The 24,616-nt window shown below is 67.4% G+C and carries 26 protein-coding genes; 13 read left to right on the forward strand and 13 right to left on the reverse strand.

The window, feature by feature from the left end; all coding sequences use genetic code 11:
• Positions 1 to 60: 60 nt before the first annotated feature.
• Both E5A74_RS09160 and E5A74_RS09165 read right to left on the reverse strand, forming a co-directional pair.
• The gene (locus tag E5A74_RS09160) at positions 61 to 1,035 is read right to left on the reverse strand and encodes a quinone oxidoreductase family protein (protein ID WP_135984037.1); all 975 of its coding nucleotides are present in this window, start codon (positions 1,033 to 1,035) and stop codon (positions 61 to 63) included.
• Positions 1,036 to 1,044: 9 nt separating this feature from the next.
• A complete protein-coding gene (locus tag E5A74_RS09165; RefSeq protein WP_135984039.1) occupies positions 1,045 to 2,814 on the reverse strand; it encodes an SLC13 family permease in 1,770 nt (589 codons plus the stop codon).
• Between the two features lie 414 nt (positions 2,815 to 3,228).
• Here E5A74_RS09165 and E5A74_RS09170 point away from each other — a divergent pair, with 414 nt between their 5' ends.
• From E5A74_RS09170 to E5A74_RS09200, 6 genes are all read left to right on the forward strand, one after another.
• Positions 3,229 to 3,453 carry a hypothetical protein gene (locus tag E5A74_RS09170; RefSeq protein WP_135984041.1) on the forward strand — a complete coding sequence of 75 codons (225 nt, stop codon included), beginning with the start codon at positions 3,229 to 3,231 and terminating at the stop codon, positions 3,451 to 3,453.
• Positions 3,454 to 3,520: 67 nt separating this feature from the next.
• The gene (locus tag E5A74_RS09175) at positions 3,521 to 7,855 is read left to right on the forward strand and encodes an RHS repeat domain-containing protein (RefSeq protein WP_135984043.1); all 4,335 of its coding nucleotides are present in this window, start codon (positions 3,521 to 3,523) and stop codon (positions 7,853 to 7,855) included.
• A gap of 35 nt (positions 7,856 to 7,890) precedes the next feature.
• Positions 7,891 to 8,277 carry a DUF6968 family protein gene (locus tag E5A74_RS09180; protein WP_135984045.1) on the forward strand — a complete coding sequence of 129 codons (387 nt, stop codon included), beginning with the start codon at positions 7,891 to 7,893 and terminating at the stop codon, positions 8,275 to 8,277.
• Positions 8,278 to 8,432: 155 nt separating this feature from the next.
• Complete coding sequence (locus E5A74_RS09185) at positions 8,433 to 9,116, forward strand: transposase (protein ID WP_135984047.1); 684 nt, start codon at positions 8,433 to 8,435, stop codon at positions 9,114 to 9,116.
• A 283-nt stretch (positions 9,117 to 9,399) separates the two neighbouring features.
• On the forward strand, positions 9,400 to 9,642 hold the full coding sequence (locus E5A74_RS09190) for a hypothetical protein (protein ID WP_135984049.1): 243 nt from the start codon (positions 9,400 to 9,402) through the stop codon (positions 9,640 to 9,642).
• A gap of 120 nt (positions 9,643 to 9,762) precedes the next feature.
• Positions 9,763 to 10,800 carry a transposase gene (locus E5A74_RS09200; RefSeq protein ID WP_206365817.1) on the forward strand — a complete coding sequence of 346 codons (1,038 nt, stop codon included), beginning with the start codon at positions 9,763 to 9,765 and terminating at the stop codon, positions 10,798 to 10,800.
• Between the two features lie 171 nt (positions 10,801 to 10,971).
• Here the strand turns inward: E5A74_RS09200 and E5A74_RS09205 are convergent, their stop codons facing one another.
• Positions 10,972 to 11,184, reverse strand: a complete 213-nt coding sequence (locus tag E5A74_RS09205; RefSeq protein ID WP_135984051.1) for a hypothetical protein — start codon at positions 11,182 to 11,184, stop codon at positions 10,972 to 10,974.
• Positions 11,185 to 11,342: 158 nt separating this feature from the next.
• On the opposite strand from E5A74_RS09205, the gene E5A74_RS09210 reads away from it, so the two are divergent.
• Both E5A74_RS09210 and E5A74_RS09215 read left to right on the forward strand, forming a co-directional pair.
• Complete coding sequence (locus E5A74_RS09210) at positions 11,343 to 11,525, forward strand: hypothetical protein (RefSeq protein ID WP_135984053.1); 183 nt, start codon at positions 11,343 to 11,345, stop codon at positions 11,523 to 11,525.
• Between the two features lie 50 nt (positions 11,526 to 11,575).
• Positions 11,576 to 11,980, forward strand: a complete 405-nt coding sequence (locus E5A74_RS09215) for a hypothetical protein (protein WP_135984055.1) — start codon at positions 11,576 to 11,578, stop codon at positions 11,978 to 11,980.
• Between the two features lie 7 nt (positions 11,981 to 11,987).
• Here E5A74_RS09215 and E5A74_RS09220 read toward each other — a convergent pair whose 3' ends face one another.
• Both E5A74_RS09220 and E5A74_RS09225 read right to left on the reverse strand, forming a co-directional pair.
• Entirely contained in the window at positions 11,988 to 12,821 is an 834-nt protein-coding gene (locus E5A74_RS09220) for a DUF6973 domain-containing protein (RefSeq protein ID WP_420822493.1), read from the reverse strand.
• Between the two features lie 531 nt (positions 12,822 to 13,352).
• Positions 13,353 to 13,976, reverse strand: a complete 624-nt coding sequence (locus E5A74_RS09225) for a S24 family peptidase (RefSeq protein ID WP_135984059.1) — start codon at positions 13,974 to 13,976, stop codon at positions 13,353 to 13,355.
• A 93-nt stretch (positions 13,977 to 14,069) separates the two neighbouring features.
• Here E5A74_RS09225 and E5A74_RS09230 point away from each other — a divergent pair, with 93 nt between their 5' ends.
• Both E5A74_RS09230 and E5A74_RS09235 read left to right on the forward strand, forming a co-directional pair.
• The gene (locus tag E5A74_RS09230) at positions 14,070 to 14,252 is read left to right on the forward strand and encodes a hypothetical protein (RefSeq protein ID WP_135984061.1); all 183 of its coding nucleotides are present in this window, start codon (positions 14,070 to 14,072) and stop codon (positions 14,250 to 14,252) included.
• Positions 14,249 to 14,563, forward strand: coding sequence for a hypothetical protein (locus E5A74_RS09235; protein WP_135984063.1), 315 nt, complete (start codon positions 14,249 to 14,251; stop codon positions 14,561 to 14,563). Before E5A74_RS09230 ends, E5A74_RS09235 begins: the two co-directional genes overlap by 4 nt.
• Here the strand turns inward: E5A74_RS09235 and E5A74_RS09240 are convergent.
• The 7 genes from E5A74_RS09240 to E5A74_RS09270 all read right to left on the reverse strand — a co-directional run bounded on the left by E5A74_RS09240 (position 14,560) and on the right by E5A74_RS09270 (position 21,357).
• Positions 14,560 to 15,456: a hypothetical protein gene (locus E5A74_RS09240; RefSeq protein ID WP_135984065.1), complete on the reverse strand. Its 897-nt coding sequence runs from the start codon at positions 15,454 to 15,456 to the stop codon at positions 14,560 to 14,562. The genes E5A74_RS09235 and E5A74_RS09240 overlap by 4 nt on opposite strands.
• Positions 15,453 to 16,694 (reverse strand): TIGR04063 family PEP-CTERM/XrtA system glycosyltransferase, encoded by a 1,242-nt coding sequence (locus E5A74_RS09245; RefSeq protein ID WP_135984067.1) that lies wholly within the window; start codon positions 16,692 to 16,694, stop codon positions 15,453 to 15,455. The genes E5A74_RS09240 and E5A74_RS09245 overlap by 4 nt, the downstream gene beginning before the upstream one ends.
• Positions 16,695 to 16,749: 55 nt before the next feature.
• A complete protein-coding gene (locus tag E5A74_RS09250; protein ID WP_135984070.1) occupies positions 16,750 to 18,261 on the reverse strand; it encodes a serine hydrolase domain-containing protein in 1,512 nt (503 codons plus the stop codon).
• Positions 18,262 to 18,313: 52 nt separating this feature from the next.
• Positions 18,314 to 18,958 carry a hypothetical protein gene (locus E5A74_RS09255; RefSeq protein ID WP_240699748.1) on the reverse strand — a complete coding sequence of 215 codons (645 nt, stop codon included), beginning with the start codon at positions 18,956 to 18,958 and terminating at the stop codon, positions 18,314 to 18,316.
• Positions 18,955 to 19,227, reverse strand: coding sequence for a PadR family transcriptional regulator (locus tag E5A74_RS09260; protein WP_135984071.1), 273 nt, complete (start codon positions 19,225 to 19,227; stop codon positions 18,955 to 18,957). Before E5A74_RS09260 ends, E5A74_RS09255 begins: the two co-directional genes overlap by 4 nt.
• Positions 19,228 to 19,313: 86 nt before the next feature.
• The gene (locus tag E5A74_RS09265; RefSeq protein WP_135984073.1) at positions 19,314 to 19,691 is read right to left on the reverse strand and encodes a hypothetical protein; all 378 of its coding nucleotides are present in this window, start codon (positions 19,689 to 19,691) and stop codon (positions 19,314 to 19,316) included.
• Positions 19,692 to 19,779: 88 nt separating this feature from the next.
• The gene (locus tag E5A74_RS09270) at positions 19,780 to 21,357 is read right to left on the reverse strand and encodes a hypothetical protein (RefSeq protein WP_135984075.1); all 1,578 of its coding nucleotides are present in this window, start codon (positions 21,355 to 21,357) and stop codon (positions 19,780 to 19,782) included.
• A gap of 154 nt (positions 21,358 to 21,511) precedes the next feature.
• Between E5A74_RS09270 and E5A74_RS20900 the strand changes: the two genes are divergently transcribed.
• From E5A74_RS20900 to E5A74_RS09280, 3 genes are read left to right on the forward strand one after another with little or no spacing between them, the layout of a single operon-like run.
• Positions 21,512 to 21,664 carry a hypothetical protein gene (locus E5A74_RS20900; protein ID WP_166745712.1) on the forward strand — a complete coding sequence of 51 codons (153 nt, stop codon included), beginning with the start codon at positions 21,512 to 21,514 and terminating at the stop codon, positions 21,662 to 21,664.
• Positions 21,657 to 23,009 (forward strand): putative O-glycosylation ligase, exosortase A system-associated, encoded by a 1,353-nt coding sequence (locus E5A74_RS21120; RefSeq protein WP_135984077.1) that lies wholly within the window; start codon positions 21,657 to 21,659, stop codon positions 23,007 to 23,009. Before E5A74_RS20900 ends, E5A74_RS21120 begins: the two co-directional genes overlap by 8 nt.
• On the forward strand, positions 23,006 to 24,097 hold the full coding sequence (locus E5A74_RS09280; RefSeq protein WP_135984080.1) for an acyltransferase family protein: 1,092 nt from the start codon (positions 23,006 to 23,008) through the stop codon (positions 24,095 to 24,097). The genes E5A74_RS21120 and E5A74_RS09280 overlap by 4 nt, the downstream gene beginning before the upstream one ends.
• On the opposite strand, the gene E5A74_RS09285 is transcribed toward E5A74_RS09280, so the two are convergent.
• Positions 24,048 to 24,599 (reverse strand): type 1 glutamine amidotransferase domain-containing protein, encoded by a 552-nt coding sequence (locus tag E5A74_RS09285; RefSeq protein ID WP_135984082.1) that lies wholly within the window; start codon positions 24,597 to 24,599, stop codon positions 24,048 to 24,050. The two genes, E5A74_RS09280 and E5A74_RS09285, sit on opposite strands and share 50 nt — an antisense overlap.
• Between the last annotated feature and the right edge of the window lie 17 nt (positions 24,600 to 24,616).

Raw genomic sequence — 24,616 nt, forward strand, 5'->3', positions numbered from 1 at the left:
CGCTTCTTGTTTGCTTCAGATCATTGGAGTCGAACCTTTTTCGATCTCACGTCGCGGCGATCACGGTAGCAGAAGCGTGGCGCCGGTCGTCTTGCCCGATTCCAGCGCGCGATGCGCCTCTGCGACCTGCTCGAGCGCGAAGCGCTGGCCGATCGTGGCGCGCACGGCCCCGCTCTCCAGCATCGCGAACAGCCGCGCCGCGCCCGCCACGCGCTCCTCCGGTGTGGCATAATAGTCGAACAGGGTTGGACGGCTGACGAACAGCGAACCATGGCTGGAAAGCGCGCCGAGGCGGACGCCCTCGACCGGTCCGCTGGCATTGCCATAGCTGACGATCAGCCCGCGCCGCCGGGTCGCCGCGAGCGAAGCCTCCCATGTCGCCTTGCCGACCCCGTCGAATGCCACCGCGACACCCGCGCCGCCGGTGATCGCCCGCGCCCGGGCGGCGACGTCATCGGTGCGCGACAGCAGCACGTGATCGGCCCCCGCTGCGCGTGCCACCGCAACCTTGGCGTCATCGCCCACCGTGCCGATCACCTCGGCGCCGATGGCCTTCAGCCATTGCACGAGGATCTGCCCCACGCCCCCCGCAGCGGCATGGACCAGCACCGTCCAGCCCGGCTGCACCCGGGCGCAGCGCTCGACGAGGAACTCGGCGGTGCAGCCCTTGAGCAGCATCGCCGCGGCGGTCTCGTCGTCGACGGCGTCGGGGAGTTTGAACAGCGAGGCCGCAGGCAAATTGCGCGCGGTGGCGTACGCGCCGATCGGCGGACCGAAGCTCGCCACCCGATCGCCGACAGCGAACCCGGAGACGCCTTGGCCGACCGCCTCGACCACGCCCGCGGCTTCCTGCCCCAGCCCGCTCGGCAGCTGCATCGGATAGAGGCCCGAGCGGAAATAGGTGTCGATGAAGTTGAGCCCGACCGCGCGGTTGCGCATCCGCACCTCGCCAGCGCCGGGCGGCGGCAGCACCACATCGTGCCAGCCGATGACATCGGGCCCGCCGGTCCGTTCGATCCTCGCGACGCGTTCCATGACAGCCTCCTAGACCGGCCAGACCCACAGGATGAGCGGTGTTCCGATCGCCAGCACCAGCAGCGACAGCGGCGCGCCCAGCCGCGCATAGTCGCCGAACCGGTAGCCGCCCGGCCCCATCACCAGCGTGTTGCACTGGTGGCCGATCGGCGTGAGGAAATCGCATCCGGCGCCCACCGCGGTGGCCATCAGAAACGCCTCGGGCCGATAGTGGAGCCCGGTCGCGAAGGTCGCGGCGATCGGCGCCATCACCAGCACCGTCGCAGCGTTGTTGAGGAATGGCGTCACCGCCATCGCCGCGGCGAGGATCAGCGCCACGGCGCCCCAGGGCGGCAAGGTCGCGGCGAAATGGCTGAGCCAGTCGCCGATCAGCTCGGTGGTGCCGGTCGTGCGCAGGCTGTCGCTGACCGGGATCAGCGCACCGAGCATGACGAGGATCGGCCATTCGATATGGTCATAGGCCTCGCGCACCGGCAGCGCGCCGCTCAGGATCGTCAGCGCGGCGGCGGCGAAGAAGGCCACCGCCACCGGGACATGGCCTGTCGCGGTGGCGCACATCGCCACCGCGAGGATCGCCAGCGGCAACAGCCCCTTGCGCGCGCTGCCCAGACGCAGCGTGCGCTCGGCGAGCGGCAGGCAGCCGAGCTCGCCCAACCGTTCGAACAGCAAATCGAGCGGGCCCTGCAGCACGATCACGTCGCCGGCGCTGAGCTCGATGTCGCCGAGCCGGGTCGCCAGCCGCTCGCCCTGGCGCGAGACCGCGATGAGATTGACTCCGAAGCGCTCGTGCAGCCCGAGCCGGCCGGCGGTGCGGCCGATCAGCGCGCTGTCGGTGCCGATCACCGCCTCGAGCACGCCGACCTCGCGGCCCGAGCCCTCGGGCCGGTCGCGATGCTGCCCTTCTAGCTCGAGCCCGTCCGCGGCGATGACGCGCTCGAGCGCGTCGGGCGCGCCGGCGAGGATCAGCAGGTCCTCGGGCTTGAGCGTCGTGTCGGGGAAGGGCGTGCTGCGGATGCCGGCGCGCAGGATCGCAGTGACGGTGACCTCGTGCTCGTGACGGGTGCGGAACTCGGCGACGGTCTCGTCGACCGCGGGCGATCCGGCGGGGATCTCGGCCTCGGTGACATAGTCCTGGATGTCCATCGCCTCGCCGAGCGTCGGGGTGGCGCGGCGCTCGCGCGGGAGAAGGCGGTACGCGAAGCGCAGGAAGACGAGCCCGACCAATGTCAGCCCGAGCCCGACCGGCGCATAGTCGAACATGCCAAACGGATGCCCGGTCATCTCCTCGCGCACCCGGCTGACGATGATGTTCGGCGAGGTGCCGATCAGCGTGATCAGCCCGCCGAGCAGCGAGGCGAAGGACATCGGCATCAGGAACACCGCGGGGCTGGTGTTCGAGCGCTTGGCCATCTGGAACGCGACCGGCATCATCATCGCGAGCGCGCCGATATTCTTGACCAGCGCCGAGGCGAAGCCGACCGAGGCGCTGAGCAGCAGCAATTGCGAGCGCACCCGGCGCACCCGGCGCTGGAGCACCAGCATCGCGCTCTCGATCACCCCCGAGCGCTGCACCGCGCCCGACAGCACCAGCGCCGAGGCGACGATGACGACGATATCGTCCGAAAAGCCGCTGAACGCGTGTTTGGGATCGACGATGCCGAGCGCCAGCGCCGCGAGCAGCGCCATCACCGCGACGAGATCGTAGCGAAACCGCCCCCAGATGAAGAGCAACATCATGCCGGTCAGCACGGCGACCGACAAAATCTGGGGAAGCGTCATGGGTGGATAGGATACCTTGCGAGGGACATTCTCAACCCCTGACCCGGCGATAGGCTCCCGCAGCCGAGTCGGAACCTGCCTGCTGCAGGATTTGCCGCGCCCAGGTTCGCACTTGTCGCGATAGAATGACTGTAGAATTGTGCGGCGGCGATATTTTGTTGCGCCTGGCATGTTGGAAATCGGACGCGTCAGAAACGGCCACAGAACCACCGCGCCTCTGTCAGTACATCACGCCAAATCCTACATCGCAAGCCGAACAACATCCACAATGGAGTTCGACGAATTAATAACGCAAAAAGCATTTTGAGATGTTGCATCGCCCCGCACCCTGGGGTTCACTTGGATCACGATCCGCGATTCGCCGAGGGAAAAGGGCGCGCTGATCCTGCAGCATTTTGTCTTGGGAGGGGCGTCATGCGCGTGATTTTGCCGAGCTTTCTCGCCGCCGCGTGCGTATTCGCCGCGATGCCGGCCAGCGCCGCCGAGACGATCACCTACACCTATGACGCCAAAGGCCGACTGGTGAAGGTCGAGCGCGCGGGCGCCGTGAACAACGGCGTGAAATACGAATATACCCACGACAAGGCCAACAACCGGCGCAACCTCAAGGTGACCGGCTCGTCCAATCCGGTGCCCTGAGCGGGGCGTGCGCTGCCCATTCGGCAAGCAGGGCATATTTTTCTGACATTTCAATCGGGGGAAATAGATGTTGGACAATGTCGGGGCGTCGCGCCCGGGCAACGGCAATGCCGCGGCCAAATTCCTGATCCGTTCGCTGCTCGCATCTGCCTCCCTGCTCACGCTGACGATACCGACGGCGCAGGCGCAGCAGATCATCGCGCCACCGGTGCGCCCGTCGATCGACGGGAACGGCGTCGACCTGTTCACCGGCACGTTGCAGATCAGCTCGCCCTCGATCAGCGCGGGCCAGCAGAGCAACGGGCTCGCCTATGCGCGGTTCTGGCGCGGCTTCGGCTGGTCCGACGATTTCTCGCTGGCGCTCGACAAGAGCGGCAGCACCGTGACCGTCAATCTCAATCGTGTCGCCGACAGCTTCACCGACAGCGGCGGTAGCTACACGCCGACAGAAGGCAATGGCGCGACGCTGACGTTCAACAGCGGCACCAACATCTACACCTACACGCGCTCTGACGGCACGGTCGCGCGCTTCAGCAAGAATCTCAAGAGCAATGCCTATTCGGGTTCGAGCGAAGGGCGGGCGCTGGATATCACCAGCCCCTCGGGCGAGAAGGTCACCTTCGGCCACGAAACCGCAAACTACTGCCTGACATGGAAGCAGACCTCGGGTGATCCGGTCTGCCTGACCAGCACGCCGGTTTTCCGCCTGACCTCGGCGACCAATGCCTATGGCTATCAGCTGAACATCACCTACCAGGACGAGTTCCTCGAGGGGTACCCCAACAATCTCGAGGGCTGGATGACGGTCACCGGTGCTACGATCAGCAACCTCGCAAGGCCGTCGTCCCCCGTGGTCGCCACGCTCTACCATAGCGTCAGCGCGAGCGGCGGTTATTCGTACCAGACATATCAGGACACTGCCGGTCGCCAGACCGTCTATCGCACCAACGGCGCCCAGATGCTGGGGATCAAGCGCCCCGGCAGCAGCAGCGAGGACGTGACCTTCACCTATAGCGGCAGCCGCGTCGCCAGCGTCACGACTGCGGCGGGGACGACGAACTATTCGGCGTCGGATGCGGGCGGGGCCCGGACGGTGACGGTGACCGACACGGGCTCGCATGCCACGACCTACGTGTTCGACATCGCCAAGGCGCGTATGACCTCGATGACCGACCCGCTCAGCCGGACGACCAGCTGGCAATATGACGCGAACGGCCGGCTCACGCGCACCACCCTCCCCGAGGGCAACTACACCCAGATCACCTATGACGGCCGCGGCAATGTGACCGAGCGCCGCGACGTGGCGAAGGCCGGCTCCGGACTGGCGGATATCGTGACCTCGGCGACCTTCGCCGCGAGCTGCAGCAATCCGGCAACCTGCAACAAGCCGATCACGACGACCGACGCGCGCGGCAACGTCACCAACTACAGTTACGACGCGACGCATGGCGGCGTCACTGCGGTCACCGCGCCGGCGGCCACCTCCGGCGCGGTCCGCCCGGAAGTCCGCTACGGCTACTCGACGCTGCAGGCCTATTTCAACACGAGCGGCTCGATGGCTGCGTCGGGGCAGCCGGTAACGTTGCTTACCAGCACATCGACCTGTCAGACGACTGCGAGCTGCGCCGGCACGTCCGACGAGATCGTGGCGAGCATCACCTATGGTCCCCAGGTCGCCGGCACGGGAAACAACCTGCTCCCGGTTTCCGTGATCAAGGGCTCGGGTAGCTTCTCGCTGCTCGCCACGACCAGCTATACTTATGACGATTCTGGCGACCTGCTGACGGTCGATGGTCCGATGGCGGGAAGCGCCGACACGACGCGCTATCGCTACGACAATCTCCGGCGTCGGATCGGCGTAACGAGTCCGGATCCAGATGGTGCGGGCCCACTCAAGCCACGTGCCCAGAAAATCACCTATGATCCGAAGGGCCGGGCGACGCAGCTCGAGATCGGCAACGTCAACAGCCAGAGCGATGCCGACTGGGTCGGCTTCGTCAGCGCGCAGCAGGTTACCACCAGCTATGATGGCGTCGACCGCAAGGTGCAGGAGACGCTGGCCGCCGGCGGCGGCACCTACGGCGTCACGCAATATAGCTATGACAGCGACGGGCGGCTCGACTGCACGGCGGTGCGGATGAACAGCGCGACCTGGAGCGCGCTGCCAAGCGCATGTACCCTCTCGACCACGGGTGCCGCCGGACCCGACCGGATCACGCGAAACTTTTATGACTCTGCTGACCAGCTGACCAAGGTCCAGACTGCCTATGGCACTGCCGACCAGTCGGACGAGGTGGCGAACAGCTACACCAGCAACGGCAAGATCGCGAGCGTCACGGACGGCGAGGGTAACAGGACCAGCTACGACTACGACGGCTTCGATCGGCTGCTCAAGACGCGCTACCCGGTGACGGCCGTGGGTGCCGGCACGAGCTCAGCGGGCACGCCGCCAGGCGATTATGAGGAGCTCGGCTATGACCCCGCGAGCAACGTCACGAGCCGACGCCTGCGCGACGGACAGACGATCACCTACGGCTATGACAATCTGAGCCGCTTGACGAGCAAGGTCACGCCCGGAAGCGCCTATCAGGACTGGGACGTGACGTACGGCTATGATCTGCTCGGCCAGGTCAAAACCGCAACGGGGAATGGCTGGGCTGTCAATGCCTTCAGCTACGACGCGCTGGGACGGATCACGATCGAGCAGAACTATGGCGGCACTACCTCCAACGTCTGGGATCTTGCAGGTCGGCGCACGCGGCTGATCTGGAGCGACAGCTTCTATGTCGACTACGACTACAACCTCACCGGCGACGTGACGGCGATCCGCGAGAACGGCGCGACTTCGGGTGTGGGGCTGCTGGCGACTTATGGCTATGACGATCTCGGGCGCCGCACGAGCATCACCCGGGGCAATGGCACGACGACGAGCTATGGCTATGACGCGGCGTCGCGGCTCGGCTCGCTGAGCCAGGATCTGGTGGGCAGCGCGCAGGATTTCACGCATTCGTTCAGTTACAATCCCGCGGGACAAATCGCGTCGCTGACGCGGAACAATGACAGTTATGCGTGGACCGGTCATTACAATGTCGACCGTCCCTATGGCGTCAACGGTCGCAACCAGCTGACGACGGCGGGAGCCACGAGCCTCGGCTATGACGGCCGCGGCAACCTTACGAGCTCGGGCGCGTCGATCTACGCTTATACGTCCGAGAACCGCATGTATTCGGCGCCCGGTGGCGTGGCCATGGCCTATGAACCGGCCGGGGGCCAGTTGCTCCAGCTCTACACCGGTGCCGGCGTTGACACGCGTTTCGTCTGGTCGGGCTCGCAAATGGTGGGCGAGATCGTAGTTCCTTCCGGAGCTATGACGCGCCGCTATGTGCCGGGCCCAGGCACCGACGAGCCGGTCGTCTGGTACGAAGGTTCGGGCACGAGCGACCGGCGCTGGCTGCACGCCGACGAGCGCGGCTCGATAGTGGCGGTGAGCGATGGGTCGGGCAATGCGATCGGCATCAACCGCTACGACGAATATGGCATTCCCGCCGCGACCAATATCGGCCGTTTCCAATATACCGGCCAAGCGTGGTTGCCCGATCTCGGCATGTATTACTACAAGGCGCGCATCTACTCGCCGTCGCTGGGCCGATTCATGCAGACCGATCCGATCGGGTACGGCGACGGGATGAATCTGTACAACTATGTGGCGGGCGATCCAGTGAACCATGCGGATCCTACAGGAACCGAACTCGATAAAAGCGCGTGGAGATGCTACGGCAACTGCGGTGGCGGCTACGCGAATAGCAGCCTCTGGCCCGCGGAGGGCACAGCGAAGGTTGCCGTTGAAGGAGGCAGTTGGGCATCGGCCAGCAGTACAACGAACGTTATTTCAAATGGCGGTGGATGCGGACCTGTAGAAAAGGGCGAATTCGGCATTTGCAGAACCAAAGAATCGTCGTCCGGGGTATTCTTTGACTTTAGTCACTTCCGCGATGCATTCGGCAATATCTACGAGGGAGAAGTTGCAGTGATCGCGGCGAAGCCGCAAAATAGGCAGAGCATGACTGCCAAAATGAGCGAGGATGAGCAGGAAGCCGAGAACGAGAAAGATGAGGCCATCTGCCGATCTTTGCCTACTGTTGGTCAACGCGGTCGCTGTTGGGCTAGTGCAGGAGACCGGCGCGGTGCCCGTGCAGATGGCCGTCCGTTGCCGCCATTGGTGACTTGGCGCACGTCGGTGCCAGGACCTACGCTTCCTCGCCCTTCCGCACCAAATCCTTGGGTGACTGGAGGATTGATCTTGGGCGGCGCTGGCGTCGTATGCGTTATTGTCGAGCCTTGTGGAGCTGCGGCCTTGGGCGTTCTTGGGCTTGGAAGCCTCGGCTTGCTTGGGGCACAATGAGCCCCTCGTCCGCATAGTATTAATGGAGCTGTGAAGTGGCAGATGAGGTTTTGGAAAATCCAATAGCGATGCGCGATCTCTATTTGGACAATGAGTGCAAAGCCACGATTGCGATAGGCGCACCCTTTCCTGTGGATGAAGCAAACGAAGAGTTTTGGTGTCATTATCAAATCGTTGGATTTGGTAAGGGGCGGATTAAAAAGGGCATTGGGATTGATGCTCTTCAAGCGCTTTGCATTGCTCTCTACAATGCTAGTAATGATTTATACTTTTCGGATGAATATCGAGAGGGCAAGCTGAAATGGGAAGGCGGCATAACGATCGCAGACCTTGGGCTCCCTGTGTCTGACGGTATGCTGGAAAATGTTCGAGAGATTAGATCTCAGATCGAGGCATCGAGGCATCGAGGCAGCAATAGCTGATCGGCCCCCACCGAGTGGAATTACGAGTTACGGTGACAGCGAATTACGGTGGAATTACGGAATTACGGTGACAGTGCACTAATTGACGGGCCGTCGGGATTACGGTGACAGTGCACTAATTGACGGGCGATCGGCGGCTGCCTAGCCTCCTCCGCATGGCCCGTCTGGCACGTTCCGTCTTCGCGGGGCACCCGCACCATGTCACGCAGCGTGGCAACGGCCGCGCGCAGACCTTCTTCGATGCGGAGGACTATGCGGCATACCGGGATCTGCTCGCCACGCATTGTGCGGCGGCGGGCGTCGCGGTCTGGGCATGGGTGCTGATGCCCAACCATGTCCATCTGATCCTGTGTCCCGGGGATGCGGACGGCATCCGCCGCGCGCTGGCGCCGGTGCACCGCCGCTATGCGGGACGGGTGCATGCGCGACTGCGGCGCACCGGGCATTTCTGGCAGGGCCGCTTCGGCTGCGCGGCGATGGACGAGGCGCACCTTTCCGCAGCGATCGGTTATGTGCTGCTGAACCCCGTGCGGGCGCGGCTGGTGGCGCGGGCGGAAGACTGGCCGTGGTCGAGCGTGCACGCCCATCTCGGCGCCGCAGATGGCGTGACCGACACCGCCCCGGTTGCCGCGCGGGCGCCGGACCTCTCCGCGCTGCTGCGTGCCGGCGAGGACGTCGAACGCATCGCGCGCTTGCGCCGCGCCGAAACCATCGGGCGGCCGATCGGCGACAGCGGATTTCTGGCGAGGCTGGAACGCGAGAGCGGCCGAAAGCTCGCACCGCAAAAGCGAGGCCGCAAACCGCGCGATGCGGGCAAAATTAGTGCACTGTCACCGTAATTCAAGAGAATCCCTATTATGAGCGGCCTTGGTATGACATCGGACTTGATGGAATAGTTGCCTTTGAGGTCGCGGCATATGGATTGGCATTGGCCCCCGGGGTTTCGGCGCTCACCGCGCGTGGAACTGGCTTGCTCAACAGCAACAACTACCTGAGAATGGGTTATGCTTGGAGAGGCACCGCTGAGGGTGGGGAGACAGTGTACAGAATTGGCATTGGGAGGAAGTGGGCACATATTGACTTACTTCCATGATCGTATTGGTCAATTATTAAAGGTGAGAGATGTTTGGTCTAGATCCGGAAACTGAGCGCGATTTAACTGTTAAATCCATCAGGGACTTCTTGGATGGCACGGGTGGCGACAGAGATTGGGATATTTATACGAGCATCTCGTTGAAAAACACCGTCCTGAACGATATCAGGAAAAAGGCTTTATCTATAGACCTGCCACTTGCCGCAGAGGATCGTCCGATTTTAGAAGCCCTGTTGAAGGAGGCACAGGATCTCCCTCTCCGATTACGGTGACAGATTACGGTGACAATTACGGTGACAGGACAATTACGGTGACAGTGCACTAATTGACGCGGAATTACGGTGACAGTGCACTAATTGACGGGCGATCGGCGGCTGCCTAGCCTCCTCCGCATGGCCCGTCTGGCACGTTCCGTCTTCGCGGGGCACCCGCACCATGTCACGCAGCGTGGCAACGGCCGCGCGCAGACCTTCTTCGATGCGGAGGACTATGCGGCATACCGGGATCTGCTCGCCACGCATTGTGCGGCGGCGGGCGTCGCGGTCGGGGCATGGGTGCTGATGCCCAACCATGTCCATCTGATCCTGTGTCCCGGGGATGCGGACGGCATCCGCCGCGCGCTGGCGCCGGTGCACCGCCGCTATGCGGGACGGGTGCATGCGCGACTGCGGCGCACCGGGCATTTCTGGATTACGGTGACAGTGCACCAATTGACGGGCGATCGGCGGCTGCCTAGCCTCCTCCGCATGGCCCGTCTGGCACGTTCCGTCTTCGCGGGGCACCCGCACCATGTCACGCAGCGTGGCAACGGCCGCGCGCAGACCTTCTTCGATGCGGAGGACTATGCCGCTTACCGGGATCTGCTTGGCGTGCATTGTGCGGCGGCGGGCGTCGCGGTCTGGGCGTGGGTGCTGATGCCCAACCATGTCCATCTGATCCTGTGTCCCGGGGATGCGGACGGCATCCGCCGCGCGCTGGCACCGGTGCACCGCCGCTATGCCGGACGGGTGCATGCGCGACTGCGGCGCACCGGGCATTTCTGGCAGGGCCGCTTCGGCTGCGCGGCGATGGACGAGGCGCACCTTTCCGCAGCGATCGGTTATGTGCTGCTGAACCCCGTGCGGGCGCGGCTGGTGGCGCGGGCGGAAGACTGGCCGTGGTCGAGCGTGCACGCCCATCTCGGCGCCGCAGATGGCGTGACCGACACCGCCCCGGTTGCCGCGCGGGCGCCGGACCTCTCCGCGCTGCTGCGTGCCGGCGAGGACGTCGAACGCATCGCGCGCTTGCGCCGCGCCGAAACCATCGGGCGGCCGATCGGCGATAGCGGATTTCTGGCGAGGCTGGAACGCGAGAGCGGCCGAAAGCTCGCGCCGCGAAAGCGAGGCCGCAAACCGCGCGATGCGGGCAAAATTAGTGCACTGTCACCGTAATTCCCAGCGTGGCAATGGCCGCGCGCAGACCTTCTTCGATGCGGAGGACTATGCCGCTTACCGGGATCTGCTTGGCGTGCATTGTGCGGCGGCGGGCGTCGCGGTCCGGGCGTGGGTGCTGATGCTTATGGCCGTCTGATCCTCTGCGCCGAGGATCGCGACGGCACCGGCCTAGTGCACCGTCCCCACCGCGCGCGGGATCGACAGCAGCAGCACCAGCCGCTCGATCTGGCGCCAGCGGCAGAAATGGATGTGGTTGCCGAGATCGCGGCTGCGATCGGCGCGCGCGGCGGCCTCGGAGCCGGCATCGTCGCCGAACGAACGGATCAGCTCCGCGGCGTCGGCCACTTCGCGGCGATCGGCGAGATAGGGCAGATGTTCCATGCACACTCCGGCTACGCGCGGCCGCTGCGGACCGACGAGGCTTCCTATCCCACAGGAATCTAAAGCTTTCGCGGCGCATCAAGGTGAAGCGCCGCTAACCATTTTCGGCAGGGTAGCAGGTGGTGGCGTGCCGCGGCAGGAGACGATAGAGGACGGCGATGGCGAATCCCCCTTCCCGCGCGCCGATGGCCGGCGGCTTCCTGCTCGCGCTCAGCCTGATCGTCGGCACCGTGCTCGGCGCCGGCCAGGGCCAGGCCTCGATCGGCTTCGTCGCGGGGCTCGGCGTGGGGCTGGCGCTGGCGATCGGCATCTGGGCGATCGACCGCCTCCGCACGCGCTGACGCGGCACGCTTCAGCTTGCGTTCACGCACGATGTGGCAGAGCATGGCGCATGCCTAAGCTCATCCCCAGCTTGATTTTGGGCGCCGCCATCGCCGTCGCGCCCGCTTCCGCAATCGCCCGGGACACCCCCGAGGTGCAGCTCGCCAGGCTGCTCGAGGGCCGCGTCGCCGGGCAGCCGACCGACTGCATAAGCCTGACCAGCGCGCGATCGAGCCATGTCATCCCCGGCAAGGCGATCGTCTACGAGGTCGGCGGCCGGCTCTACGTCAACGAGCCGCGCTCGGGCGCGAGCTCGCTGCGCGACGACGATCTGCTGGTGACCAGGACGATCGGATCGCAATTGTGCCGGCTCGACTCGGTCAACCTCGTCGATCGCACCGCGCGCTTCCCGCGCGGCTTCGTGACGCTCGGCCAGTTCGTGCCTTATTCGAAGGTCAAGGCCGAGGCGCGCTGAGCCCGGGTCAGCCGCGCTGCACGCGCGCCGCGCGGACCTTGCCCGCCGCATCATATTCGATGCGATAGGTCTCGAAGCTCGGGCCCGTCGCGCTGCGCCCGAGATAATAGATGTCGGCCGCGGGACCGCTCGAATCGGGTTCGCCGAGCTGGGCGCGCACGCTCTCGCGCGAAGCTCCGGGGACGATCCCCGCCTCGTCGAGCGTGGTCACCATCGCGCCGCGACGGCTTTCCCCGTCATAATTGCCGCGCTCGGCCGCCCAGCCCGCCTTGTCGAAACCCCCTCCGCAACCGGCCAGCGCCAGCGCCAATGCGATCTCCAGAGGCACCGCGCCGCGCCTCACGAACCGTTGGCGCTCGCATCGCCCCTTCGACGTCGCGATGACGCGGCTCGCCGGTGTCGGATCGGCCATGCCGTGCCGGCCACGTGCGACATCGTCGCTGCGATCGACCACTATCCGCCCGCCCTTGTCGAGCGCCTTCTGGACGAGACCGGCGAGCGCCTCGGGCGAGGCGTTCGGCTGCTCGACCGCGATGCGGCGACCGACTTCGTTATTGTACAAGTCCATCGCCTCCTGCACCGCGCCGTTGCCGGGCAGCCCTTCATGCGCCGTAGTGCGCCGCTTCGTCCAGTTCTCGCCGAACTCCGCGGTGAGCCGGGCGGGGGACCGCGCTGCCCGGAGGCCGAAAAGGCCTCGTCGGCGATGCCATTGAAGGGTTGCGCCCGACGAATCCGCGATCGCGGGGCGAGCTTGTCGCGCAGCTTGCCTTCGGCCTCGGTGATCGTCCGCGGGCCGCCCGGTCGAGCGGGATCTTGCCGAACAGGGGCTCCACGCGATCACCTGTCGTCGGCGCCGCGGCGAAGGCCGGGAGGAACATGCCGGGTCGATTCAGGCCGGGGACCCGTGAACGACCGCTTTCGGCACAAGGGCTGAACATCCGCGAGGCGTGATTAGCTGCCGTTCCTGGGCGGCCCGATGGGACCAGTATCAGCCCGGACTTCAGTCTTTACGAGCTTAAACCCCGCACGAACCGCCGAACGACGGGCAATCTTGACGCATCGAGTTGGTGTGTTTGCGGCGTGCGAAATGATGATTGCGCCTCGCCGATCAAACCGGCTTTCGAGGTCCTTCTGGAACTCAAGCGCTGTTAGTCCGACATCCCCGGTCCAAAACCAACATTTGCCATCTGAGAAAGTCGCTGCCGCGCCATAGGTGATTTCATGGTTCTGCGCGGATGGAACCGCAGAGGCACTCGAAAGCAACCCCATTAAAGAAAATGCGGAGACGAAGCCCATGGCCGAGGCTTTCCGTCATTTTGGCGACGTCCGCAATCGAGACGCCAGCGGACGGGCCGCTTTGTGAGTCCACGGCCTAGCGCAAAGCCCGCCCCAGCCACGCCACCCGGCCGATCACCTCGACCTCGTCGGCGCGGGCGAGCTGCACCGGCCAGGCGGGGTTGTCGCTGACCAGCTCGAGCCCACCGACCGCGGTGCGGAGCCGCTTGACCATCAGCACGCCATCGAGCCGGATCACGAAGATCCCGCCCTTGCCGCGCACCTCGCGCCGATCGCGGTCGACGAGGATCTCGTCGCCGTCGGACAGGGTCGGCTCCATCGACTCGCCGTCGACGCGGATCATCGAGGCGGCGGCGGGGCGCACCCCGAGCTCGCGCAGCAGCGCCTGCGACAGCGCGCCCGGCCGCCGCCGCGCCTCGTCCTCGGCGATCCGGCCCGGGCCGGCCGAGGCGCCGATGTTCAGCCGGGCGATCTCGACCACCCCCTCCGCCTCGCGCCCGCCGAGCCGCGCCTCGGGCACGCCGAAGAAGCGCGCGAGCAGCGCGCGATCACGCTCGGCGAGTTCGCGCGGGCTCCCGCGCCGGACATATTGCTGGAGATAGGCCGGGTTGCGCCCGATCACGCGCGACAGCTCGGCGAAGCTGGCGCCCTGCTCCGCCATCAGCGCTTCCAGCGCGGCACGTTGCGCAGCCGGTTCCATGGCCTTCTCATACCCGTAGGATTTTTCCTAGACAAGTAGGAAATGAAGAACAAAACAAGATCATATTGAGCGACTCGCGTGAGGAGAAGGGCCATGTCGGTGCATCGCAAGATCGAGAAATTCCTGCGGCGGACGAACATGCCCGCCACCAAGTTCGGCCGGCTGGCACTACGCGATCCACGCCTCGTCCATGATCTGCGCAACGGGCGCGAATTGCGTCCACCGACCGAGGCGCGGATCGAGGCGTTCCTCGCCGCGCTGGAGGCGCAGCAATGAGCCGGGGGCCCGACGCCGCGACCCAGCTCGAGCGCGCGCTGGTGGCCGCGGCCGCGGCGGCGGGCTGCCCGATCGCCGTCACCGCCGCCGACTGGACGCGCTGGGCGAGCGCGACCTTCACCGGCGCGCGGCATTCGTTGACGCTCACCGCCGGGGCGAGCCCGTTGCTCGAGCAATGGCTGGTCGGGCTGAGCGACGCCGAGTTCGCGCTGCGCGGCACGCTGGTCGCCGACATCCATGTCGTGCGGATGACGCGCGAGGACGGAGTGGTGACGGTCGCGCTCGAGGCGCTGACCGTGGAGGAGCGCTAGGCGCGCTGGGCGAGGTTGCGCAGCGTGACCAGCGTATCCTCGAGACCGCGCGGGCGCGCGCGGCGCTCGACGCGGGGCGCCGGCACGGAGATCGGCATCGGCGTCGGCGTGACCTCGGGCATGGCCTCCGTCGTCGCGGCAGTCGCCTTGCGGACGACACCGCGCTCGAGCCGCTCGAGCAGGGCATGGATCGTGGCGTCGGTCTCGGGGCGGGTGATCGCCTCTTCGCGCGGTGCGGGTGCCGGCTCGGCGTCGACGACGAGCGAGGGCGTGGGGCGAACCGGCGGAGTCAGCTCGAACACTTCGAAACGCTCGGACTCGTCGAACACCGCGGGCCGCTGGGCGCGCTGGAGCGAGGGCAGCGCCTCGGGCGCGGGCATCGGCACATCGGGGACCGCGGCGGGATCATAGGCCGAGAGCGGCTGATCGAGGTCCTTGGGCAGATCCTGCTCGACCGTGACGACGATCAGCGGCGCGGGCTCTTCGATTTCCAGAGGTTCGGGATCGGCGGCGACCGGGCGCGGATCGAGGAACGGCGCGCCGAGATCGCGGGTGGCGAGCAGCGGCGGGCGCGGCGGCGCATCGGGATGCGCATCGGCCCGGCGGATCACCGGGGCGACGGCGCGCCGGGCGAACGTTTCGTCTTGCGGGCGCCGCGCGTCGAGCCACGAAGCGAGCCCGAACCACGCGGCGAGGCCGACCGCGCCCCCCGCCGCGAGCGCGACGAGGAGATGCGCGGTGAAGCCGAGCGGCGGTTCGGCCGCGGCGAAGATCGCAGGCAGGCCGCTGGCCATCACCATCGACTCGAGCGTCGCGGTCGGCACCGCCAGCGCGACGAGCGCGACGGCACCACCGAGCACGCCACCGACCAAGGGTGCGCCGGGCAGTTTCATGCGTTCACCGGAGAGGCGTGCGACCGCGAGTCCTTCATGGCGCGTGACCCTGCCAGATGTTGGTAAACAGATTGATAGCGCGCGACGTTGACCGCCCAGTTGCGTTCTTCCTCGACGAACGCGCGGCCGCGCGCGCGCCGCGCCTCCCATTGCGCGCGATCGGCGAAGAGCCGCGCCAAGGCAGCGGCGAGCGCCGCGGGATCGTCGGGCGCGAACAGGGTGCCGGTGTCGCCGTCGCGGATCAGCTCGCGATGTCCGCCGACGTCCGATGCGGCGACCAGCCGGCGCTGCGCCATCGCCTCGAGCGGTTTGAGCGGGGTGACCAGATCGGTGAGGCGCATATGCTTGCGCGGATAGACCAGCACGTCGATCACGCTGTAGTAGCGCTCGACCAGCTGGTGCGGCACGCGGCCGACGAAATGGATGCACTCGGCGACCGGCGAGGCCGCGGCCTGCGCGCGCAGCGCCGCCTCCATCGGGCCGCCGCCGACGAGGACGAGATGGAGCGCGGGTCGCGCGGCGATCAGCGCCGGCATCGCCTCGATCAGCACGTCGAGGCCCTCATAATCGTAGAAGCTGCCGATGAAGCCCATCGTCTCGGCGCCGGCGATGCCGAGCTGTTCGGCGAGCGCCATATCGTACGGCAGCGGCTCGCCGAACAGGCCCAGATCGACGCCGTTGGGCGAGATCAGGATCTTGTCCGCATCGGCGCCGCGCGCGACGAGATCGCGCTTCAGCCCCTCGCAGATCACCGCGACGGCATTGGCCTTGCGCACCGCACGGGTCTCGAGTGCGCGGATGGCGCGGTATTTGAGGCTGCCCTCGCGCCCGGTCCCGTTGCCGACCGCGGCGTCTTCCCAGAAGGCGCGGATCTCGTAGAGCAGCGGCAGGCCGAGCCGATCGGCGACGCGCTGCGCCGCCATCGCGTCGAGCACCGGCGAATGGGCGTGGAGGATGTCGGGGCGCCAGGCCCGCGCCACCGCCTCGATCCGGCGGGCAAAGGCGGCGACCTCGCGCAGCTCACCGATCACCGGCGGGCCCGAATTGACGCGCGGGGTGCGATAGAAGCGGATGCCGTCGATCGTCTCCTCGTCGGCGTCGAACTTGCCATGCCGACACCCCGTCACCGCCGCCACCTCCCAGCCGCGCGCCATCTGCGCGGTGAGGATCGCCCGGGTTCGGAAGGTATAGCCGCTGTGCAGCGGCAGGCCGTGATCGAGGATGTGGAGGATCCGCATCCCCCTCCCCTGCCACCCGAGCGGTTAAAGGCGCGTCAACCGAGGTTCCGGGGCGTCAGGGCCGGGCCGGGCCGGGCGGCTTCGCGCGGACGAAGTGGAGCGGCGGACCGCCCTCGACGATGTCGAAGCTGGCAAAGTCGGGCGCGAATTGCACGACGATGCCGCGCGCCTCGCTGGCGAAGCGCGTGGCGGAGAGCGCCAGCAGCCGCTCGGGACGCGGATCGCCGGTCTCGGCGAAGAGCCCGTCGGGTCGCGCTTCGAGCGTGACCGCGAGGCCGTCGGCCTCGAAGGCACCGGCGGCGCGGGCGCGCTGGGCGGGAGACAGCAGCTGCTCCTCGACGGCCGGCGCGGCGATATCGGTCCAGCCATAGTCGGTGGCGACGGCGCGGACGATCTCGTCGATCAGCCGCCGGCCCTGCCCGCCATTGACGAGCACGACGATGCCTTCGCCCCTGTCGGCATAGGCCATCATGTAGGACTGGAAGCCTTCGTTCAGCCCGTCATGCCCGAAGCGGCGGGCACCGTCCGGGTAGACCGCGGGTCCGAGGCCCCAATTGCCCTTGACCGGCGCGAGCATCGCGCGCGCCATCGCCGGCGACAGGCGGTGGCCGGGCCGGCCCGCAACGGCGCCCTGCACGTCGATCAGCAGCCGCGCGAGATCGGCGGCGCTCGTCCACAGCCCCGCGGGGCCGAGCTCGGGATAGACATGATAGTTTCCGGGGATCGGCGCGCCTTGGGCATGGGCGAAAGCGATGTCGGCGCCGAGCGCCGGCGACGGCGGCTGGGCGTAGCCGCTGCGCGTCATCCCCAGCGGCCGCAGCAATTCGCGCTCCGCCAGCGCAGCGAAGGGTAGCCCGCTGACATCGGACAGCGCGAGCTGGACCAGCACATAGCCGCCGCCCGAATAGACCCATTGCGCGCCCGCCGCCCCGGTGCTGCGAACCGCGGCGCTGTTGGCCGGTGGCGTGCCATCGAGAATTTGGGCGGGCGTCGGCAGCGGGGCATCGGGGCGATAGCCGGCAAAGCCATGGACGCCGAGCCCGGCGGTGTGGCTCAGCAGCTGGCGGAGCGTCACGCCGTCGGGCGCCAGCTTCGCGTCGCGCGGGAGCTGCCACGAACGCAGGAACGCGTTGATGTCGCGATCGAGCGCGAGCTTTCCCTGCTCGACCAGCCGCAGCGCGACCATCGCCGTGGCGACCTTGCTGATCGAGGCGGCCTGAAAGGCGGTGTCGGGCGTGACCGGCGCGCAGGTCGCGGCGTCGCGCAGCCCCCAGCCGCGCGCCCAATCGAGCTTGCCGCGGTGGATCACCGCGACGCCGACGCCCGGCACGTCGTAGCTTCGCATCCGTTCGGCGAGGGTGTAAGGCCTCCCTCCGTGCTGGATCACCGGCGGGCGCAATTGGGTTTCGACAAGGCGCGTATGCGCATTGCTCGGTCCTCCGGCCGCGGCAGGCGGCGTCGCGCAGCGCTGACCGGCGGGCTGCGCGGCGGCGCCGCCGGCCAGCAGGGCCGCGGCGGCGGCCAATCCGCCCAATAGCGCGCGGCGGCGCGGATGTGCCTTGGACATGCGTTGTCACTCCTGTTGTCGCAGGGGAAAGGTTCGGTGCGGGCGCGCGGGGCTAGCGGGCGGGTTCTTCGGCGCGGGGCGGGAAAAGCTGGGCGTGCCAGCGCGCCACGACCGATACGGTCGCCAGCTCGATCGCGAGGATCATCGCCTGCAACAGCGCCTGGCTGCCGTCGAGGAACAGCGCGGCCATGAACAGGATCAGCGTCGCCGCGGCGGCGAGACTGAGCGATCCCATGCGCGTGACCCGCGACCAATCGCGCTCGAGCATCGCCCAGGCGATGCGGAGATGCCCCACCCCGACGAGCAGCAGCAGAACCGACAGCGACGGCACCGCCGCCTGATAGACGCCGCGCAATAGAAGCTCCTGCGTACCGCCGTCGAGCAGCGCGCCGCGAAGCCCGTTCTGCCCCGCATAGAGATAAGGCAGGCCGAGCACCGCGCAGCCGATCTGCAGCGCGGCCATCGGGAGCATCAGCCCCAGGGCCAGCGCGTAGCTGGTGAGGACAAAGCGCCCCTCCTCGCGGGTCAGCAGCTCGCGCCAAGCGGCCGCGAGGCAGCCGAGCGCGAACAACAACGGCCGGCCGTCCGCCGCCGCCGCCTCGAACTCGGCCCGCATCGCGCGCGCCCATTCGCGGCGACTCTCGCCAAAGCAGCAGACTGCCAACGCCATCACCGCGCGCGCCACGCCGGCCTTCATGCGAAGGCTCCGTCGGACGGAAGATCGCCGCGCCCCTGCGCCAGCCCGAGGGCGAGCGCGAAGCCGGCGGCGGTCAGCCGATAGGCGTGCCGCGCCGGCCGGCCGGGCTGCGCCGGCTCGTGCCATTCCGCCTCGACCAGCCCCTGATCGGTCATCCGCATCAACAGCGGATAGAGCGTGCCCGACAACAGGCCGGTCTCCTTCATGAGATCATAGCCGTGCCGCCATTGCTGGCGCTGCGCCGACATCGCCTCGAGGAGGACACGCATCTGCGTCGAGGGTTGCCGCTTTCGCACCATGGGACTAATGCAACATATGTAGATTTAAGAGTCAACCCGGGTTGAGCAGGCGGGTTTCAGCGCCCCTGCGCGGCGCGGCAGCGGAGAAGCGCATCACGCGACGGGGCGTCCCAATAGCTGTTGGTGACGATCACCATGCCGGTCCACGCGCCTTGCGGACGATCGGCGATCGCCGCGGCGAACCAGGCATCGCCGTTCCGCCACGCGCCGGCGCGCGTCAAAGGCGGCGCGGCGGACTCGACCGGCTTCCAGCCCGCCTCAAGCTGCGTCCGATAGCGCGAAAGGGCGTCGCCGGCATCGGCTGCGGGCACGCGCAGGAAACGCGCCTCGACGCATTCGGCGCCCTGTGCCCGCGCGGCGCGCAGCAAATGATCGGCGCTCTGCACCAGATCGGTACGATAGGGATCGGCGAAAGGGATCCGCGCGTCGGCCACCGCGCCGGGCGGATCGCGCGGAGAGGCGATCGGCGCGGCCTGGGAGCATGCCGCGCCGATCAGTGCCAGGCCGAGCGCCGCGATGGCGCTACGGCTTGGCGTTGGCCGAGACGAAGTTGAGCGTCGACAGGAAGGCCGAGCGCGAATTGGAGAGCGAGGAGTCATTGCCGGCAGCGTCGGTCGGAAGCGCCGCGTCGGTCAAGGCCTGGGTGGGATCGGTCGCACCGGCGCCGTTGAGCGAGGTCGTCGCGGTGCGGACCCAGTCCTTGGCGACCGCGGCGACCTTGGCGGCGATGCCGAACTTGTCGAGCAGGGTCAGCCCCGATGCCAGCGTGTTGCCGATCAGCTGGTTCTGTTCGGCATTGTCGGTCTTGATCTGCCGGGCCGCGGCGGAGGCCGCGCCGATGAAATAGCCGAGCCCGGTGGCGGTGCGATACTGGCCATCCACGGCATGATCGAAGGCGGCGTCGCGCGTCGGCTGGCCCTCGCTGCCGGCGGCGACCAGCGCCATCTGCGCGCCGAGCCGGCCCTGCGGCCCCTCGCCGCTTTCGAGCATCACCCGCGCATAGCTGGAAAGCGCGTTGCCATTGGCGGTGGCGACGTCGCCCGAGCCGGCCGGCGGCTGGCGGAATTGCGAGAGATCGTTGACGATTCCGCTCGGATCGCTGTCGAGGATGGTGCCGAGCGCCGCCGCCATTTCCTGCATCGCGCGCTGGGGCTCGCTGGTGTTCTGGCCGGTGAGCACCGCGGCGTTCCCCGGACGCTCGCCGCGCATCACCTCGGCGCCGACCGCGAAGGCCTGCGCCTTCTGGTGCGCGTCGGGCATCGTCGCCAGCGCGGTGGTGATCTCGCCGAACAGGCGGGTATCGTAACCCGGCGTCCAATTGGCCGATTGCTGGCCGGTATAATGCGTCGAGGTCTCGCCGATCGCGGCCTGGAACACCGCGCGCTGCTGGTTACTGTCGAGCGCGTTGAACGCCTCCTGCGCCTGCGCGCCGCGCAGCGAGCTGAGCACCTCGCCGACCGCGACCGCCTGCGGATTGCCGTAGTAGCTGGTGCGGCTGAGCAGGCCGTTGTCGAACTGCGAGTCCTTGCCCGCCGCGACGGTGTCGGGCGCGAGCGCGCGAACGAAGTCGATCTTGGTCTGCGCGCTCGAATGCGCCGCCACCGCATTGGCGAGATCCTGGACATAGCCGGCGCCTTCGCGGCCATTGTCGCCGCCGATCGTATCGAAGGCGCGGCTGAGATGGGCGAGATTGGTGCCATCGAGCTTGCCGGCCATATCGGTGAAGAACTGCTTGCGCTCGTCGGCGGAGAGCGCGCCGGTGAACAGGCTGCCCGAGGTGACGGTATCGGCGAGGTCGTCGAGCTTGCCGGCGGCCTGGAGGTCGGCGATCACCGCATTGGCGTCGCTCGGCGAAAGCCCGGCGAGCGTGCTGGCGATCGCCTGATCGTCGCCATGCGTCTGGACCCCGAACGTCCCGGTGCCGTCGAGGCGGCGATCGATCTCGGCGCGCGCGGCCTGCGCCTGCGGCGTGAGGCCGCCCGGCGTGGCGGGAACCTGCGCGGGCGCCTGGGCGAGCTGCGCCGGGCGCTGCGCCTGCGTCGTCGGCGGCGGAGGCGGCGGCGCGGTTCGCGTTCCGGCGCTATCGACGGCCAGGGCCATGTCCATTTCTCGCTGCTGTTGGGCTCTCGGAGAAAATAGGCGTAGCGGCCGATTCTGTCGGTAATCGGATCGACTATCGATCTTCGAATTCCGGTTTACGCCGCGTCAACCGGACCCGCGCTACACCGCCACCGGAAGGAGCGCGCGGGCGAACATGATCGACAATTTTGCGCTCGGGCTCTCGCATGGGCTGATGCTGCTCGCCGCGTTGCTGCTGCTGCGCCGGCCGGATCTCGACCACGAGCCCGGGCCGCGCGATCAGGCGGGCAATCCGAAGAAGCGCCGCTGGGGCAAGCCCGGTGCGTGATCTCGCCTTCATCGCCTTCCTCGCGGCGTTGCTCGCCACCGGCTTTCGCCGGCCGTTCCTGTTCGTGCTCGCCTATGCCTATATCGACATCGTCTCGCCGCAGCGGCTGACCTATCTGCTGCTCAACTCGGTGCCGATCTCGATGATCGCGGTGGCGCTGGCGGTGCTCGGCTGGCTCGCCTTCGACGACAAGCGCGACGTCCGCGTCGCGCCGCGCCAATTCCTGATCCTGCTGCTGCTCGGCTATTGCTTCTACACCACGCTCCACGCCGATTTCCCGATCGAGGCGAGGGATAAATGGGAATGGGTGTGGAAAGCGCTGGTCTTCGCCGCCTTCCTGCCGCTGACCTTGCGCACCCGCCTGCGCATCGAATCGCTGCTGCTGTTCATGATCCTCTCGGCCGCGTCGATCATCATCGTCGGCGGGATCAAGACGCTCGGCTCGGGCGGCGGATATGGCGAGCTCAACCTGATGGTGACCAACAATTCGGGGCTCTACGAAGGCTCGACGATCTCGACCGTGGCGATCGCGATCATCCCGCTGATCGTCTGGTTCACCCGCTTCGGCACGATCTTCGCCCCCGACTGGCGCGTGAAGGGCTTCAGCTATGCGCTGATCTTCGCCTGCCTGCTGATCCCGGTCGGCACCTCGACGCGCACCGGGCTGCTCTGCATCGGGCTGCTCGCGCTGCTGATGATCCGCGATACCAGGCGCAAGTTCGTCTACCTCACCGCGCTCGGCTGCCTCGGGCTCGCGGCGATCCCCCTCCTCCCCTCGTCGTTCACCGAGCGGATGGGGACGATCAAGACCTATCAGGCCGATGCCTCGGCCTCGACCCGTATCGCCGTCTGGCAGTGGACGATGGACTATGTGAAGACCCACCCGATGGGCGGCGGCTTCGAGGCCTATCGCCAGAACCGCATCCGCTACGAGAAGGTGGCGGTGGAAGGCGAAGGCGGCGGCGTCGCCAAGGTCGAGCGCAACCTCGAGGTCGACAAGGCCCGCGCCTATCACAGCGCCTATTTCGAGATGCTCGGCGAGCAGGGCTATCCGGGGCTGGCGATCTGGCTGCTGATCAACCTTGCCGGGCTGTTCCGCATGGAAGTGCTGCGCCGGCGCTATCGCAAGCCCGAGCCCGGGCAGGAATGGATCGCGCCGCTCGCCTCGGCGCTGCAGAACGCGCATTTCGTCTACATGCTCGGCGCGACCTTCATCGCGATCGCCTTCCAGCCCTTCGTCTACATGCTGATCGGCGCGCAGATCGGGCTCGACACCTATTGCGCGCGCAAGCGGGCCGAGAGCGCGTGGCGGCCGCTGCGCAAGGCGCGGACGGCGATCGCGTGAAGAGCGAGCTCAGGGCGCTGACCTCGGTCCGCGGTATCGCGGCGTGGCTGGTGGTGCTCTACCATGTCCGCCTGTCGATCGCCGGGCTGCCGCCCGCGGCCGAGGCGGTGCTCGCCAAGGGTTATCTGGCGGTCGACTTCTTCTTCCTGCTTTCGGGCTTCGTGATCTGGATGAGCTGGTCCGCGCGGGTGCGCGGCGGCGGGATGGCCGCGATCCCCGAATTCCTCCGGCGGCGCGTCGCGCGGATCTGGCCGCTGCATCTGTTCATGCTCGGCGTCGCGCTGGCACTGGCGCTGGCGCTACGCGCGACCGGGCGCGAGACGCCGCAATTCCCGCTCGCCGAGCTGCCGCTGCACGTTGCGCTGCTCCAGAATTGGGGCTTCACCCGGACGCTCGCATGGAACGACCCCGCCTGGTCGATCTCGTGCGAGCTCGCCGCCTATCTGCTGTTCCCGCTGCTGGTGCTGACGATCGACTGGCGGCGGGTGCCGACGGCAGCCGTGCTCGGGGCGATCGCCGCGCTGCTGGTGCTGCTCCATTTCATCTTCGACCGCTTCGGCGCGGCGACGCTCGGCGCGCAGATTCCGCGGCTCGGGCTGATCCGCTGCATCCTCGAATTCGCCTGCGGCACCGCGATCGGCGCGCTGTGGCTGCGCTGGCGCGCGCGGTGGCGCGTGCCAGCGCTGGCCGCCGCGGGTATCGCGGCGCTCGCGTTCGCCGGCTGGACCGCGGGCGCGCCCGAAACGCTGGCGGTGCCCGTCGCCTTCGCCGCGCTGCTGCTGGCGCTCGCGCTGAGCGCCGGTCGTGCCCGCAACCCGCTCGAGGCTGCGCCGCTCCATTATCTCGGCGAGATCAGCTACGCGACCTATCTCGGCCACTTCCTGCTGTGGGTCGCCTTCAAGCTCGCCTTTGTCGACGCCAGCCACCGCATCGGCTGGCCGTTCGTCGCGCTCTATTGCGCGCTCGTTCTCGCCGGCTCGGCGGCACTCTACCATTTGGTCGAGCGGCCGGCGCAGCGCTGGCTGAACGGGCTGGCGTTCAGGCGGTCACCAACTCGCTCTCGAGGCACTGGATCAGCGCCCGGTTGAACATCGGGATGTCGTCGGGCTTGCGGCTGGTGATCAGCTTGCCGTCGACCACCACGGCCTCGTCGAGCACGCTCGCCCCGGCGTTGGCGAGATCGGTGCGCAGCGACGGCCAGCTCGTCGCGCGCTTGCCGTCGACGACATCGGCCTCGACCAGCAGCCACGGCGCATGGCAGATCGCCGCGACGATCTTGTCGGCATCGACGAACTCGCGGACGATCTCCACCGCGCGCTTGTTCATGCGGAGCTTGTCGGGATTGGCGACGCCGCCGGGCAGCACCAGCGCCTGATAGTCGCCGGTATCGACCCGATCGATCACCGTGTCGGGGGTGATGCTCTCACCTTTCTCCCCGCCTTTCTCGCCGGTGATCGGATCGGGCGTGAGCGATGCCAGCGTCACCTCCGCGCCCGCATCGCGCAACGCCTGGCGTGGCTCGAACAGCTCGGACTGTTCGAAACCGTTGGTGGCAAGCATCAGCACACGCGCCTTGGACAAGTCGACCATCGAGGGGTTCCTCTTTT

Origin of the sequence: Sphingomonas naasensis (assembly GCF_004792695.1) — a bacterium.
Lineage (GTDB): Bacteria > Pseudomonadota > Alphaproteobacteria > Sphingomonadales > Sphingomonadaceae > Sphingomonas > Sphingomonas naasensis.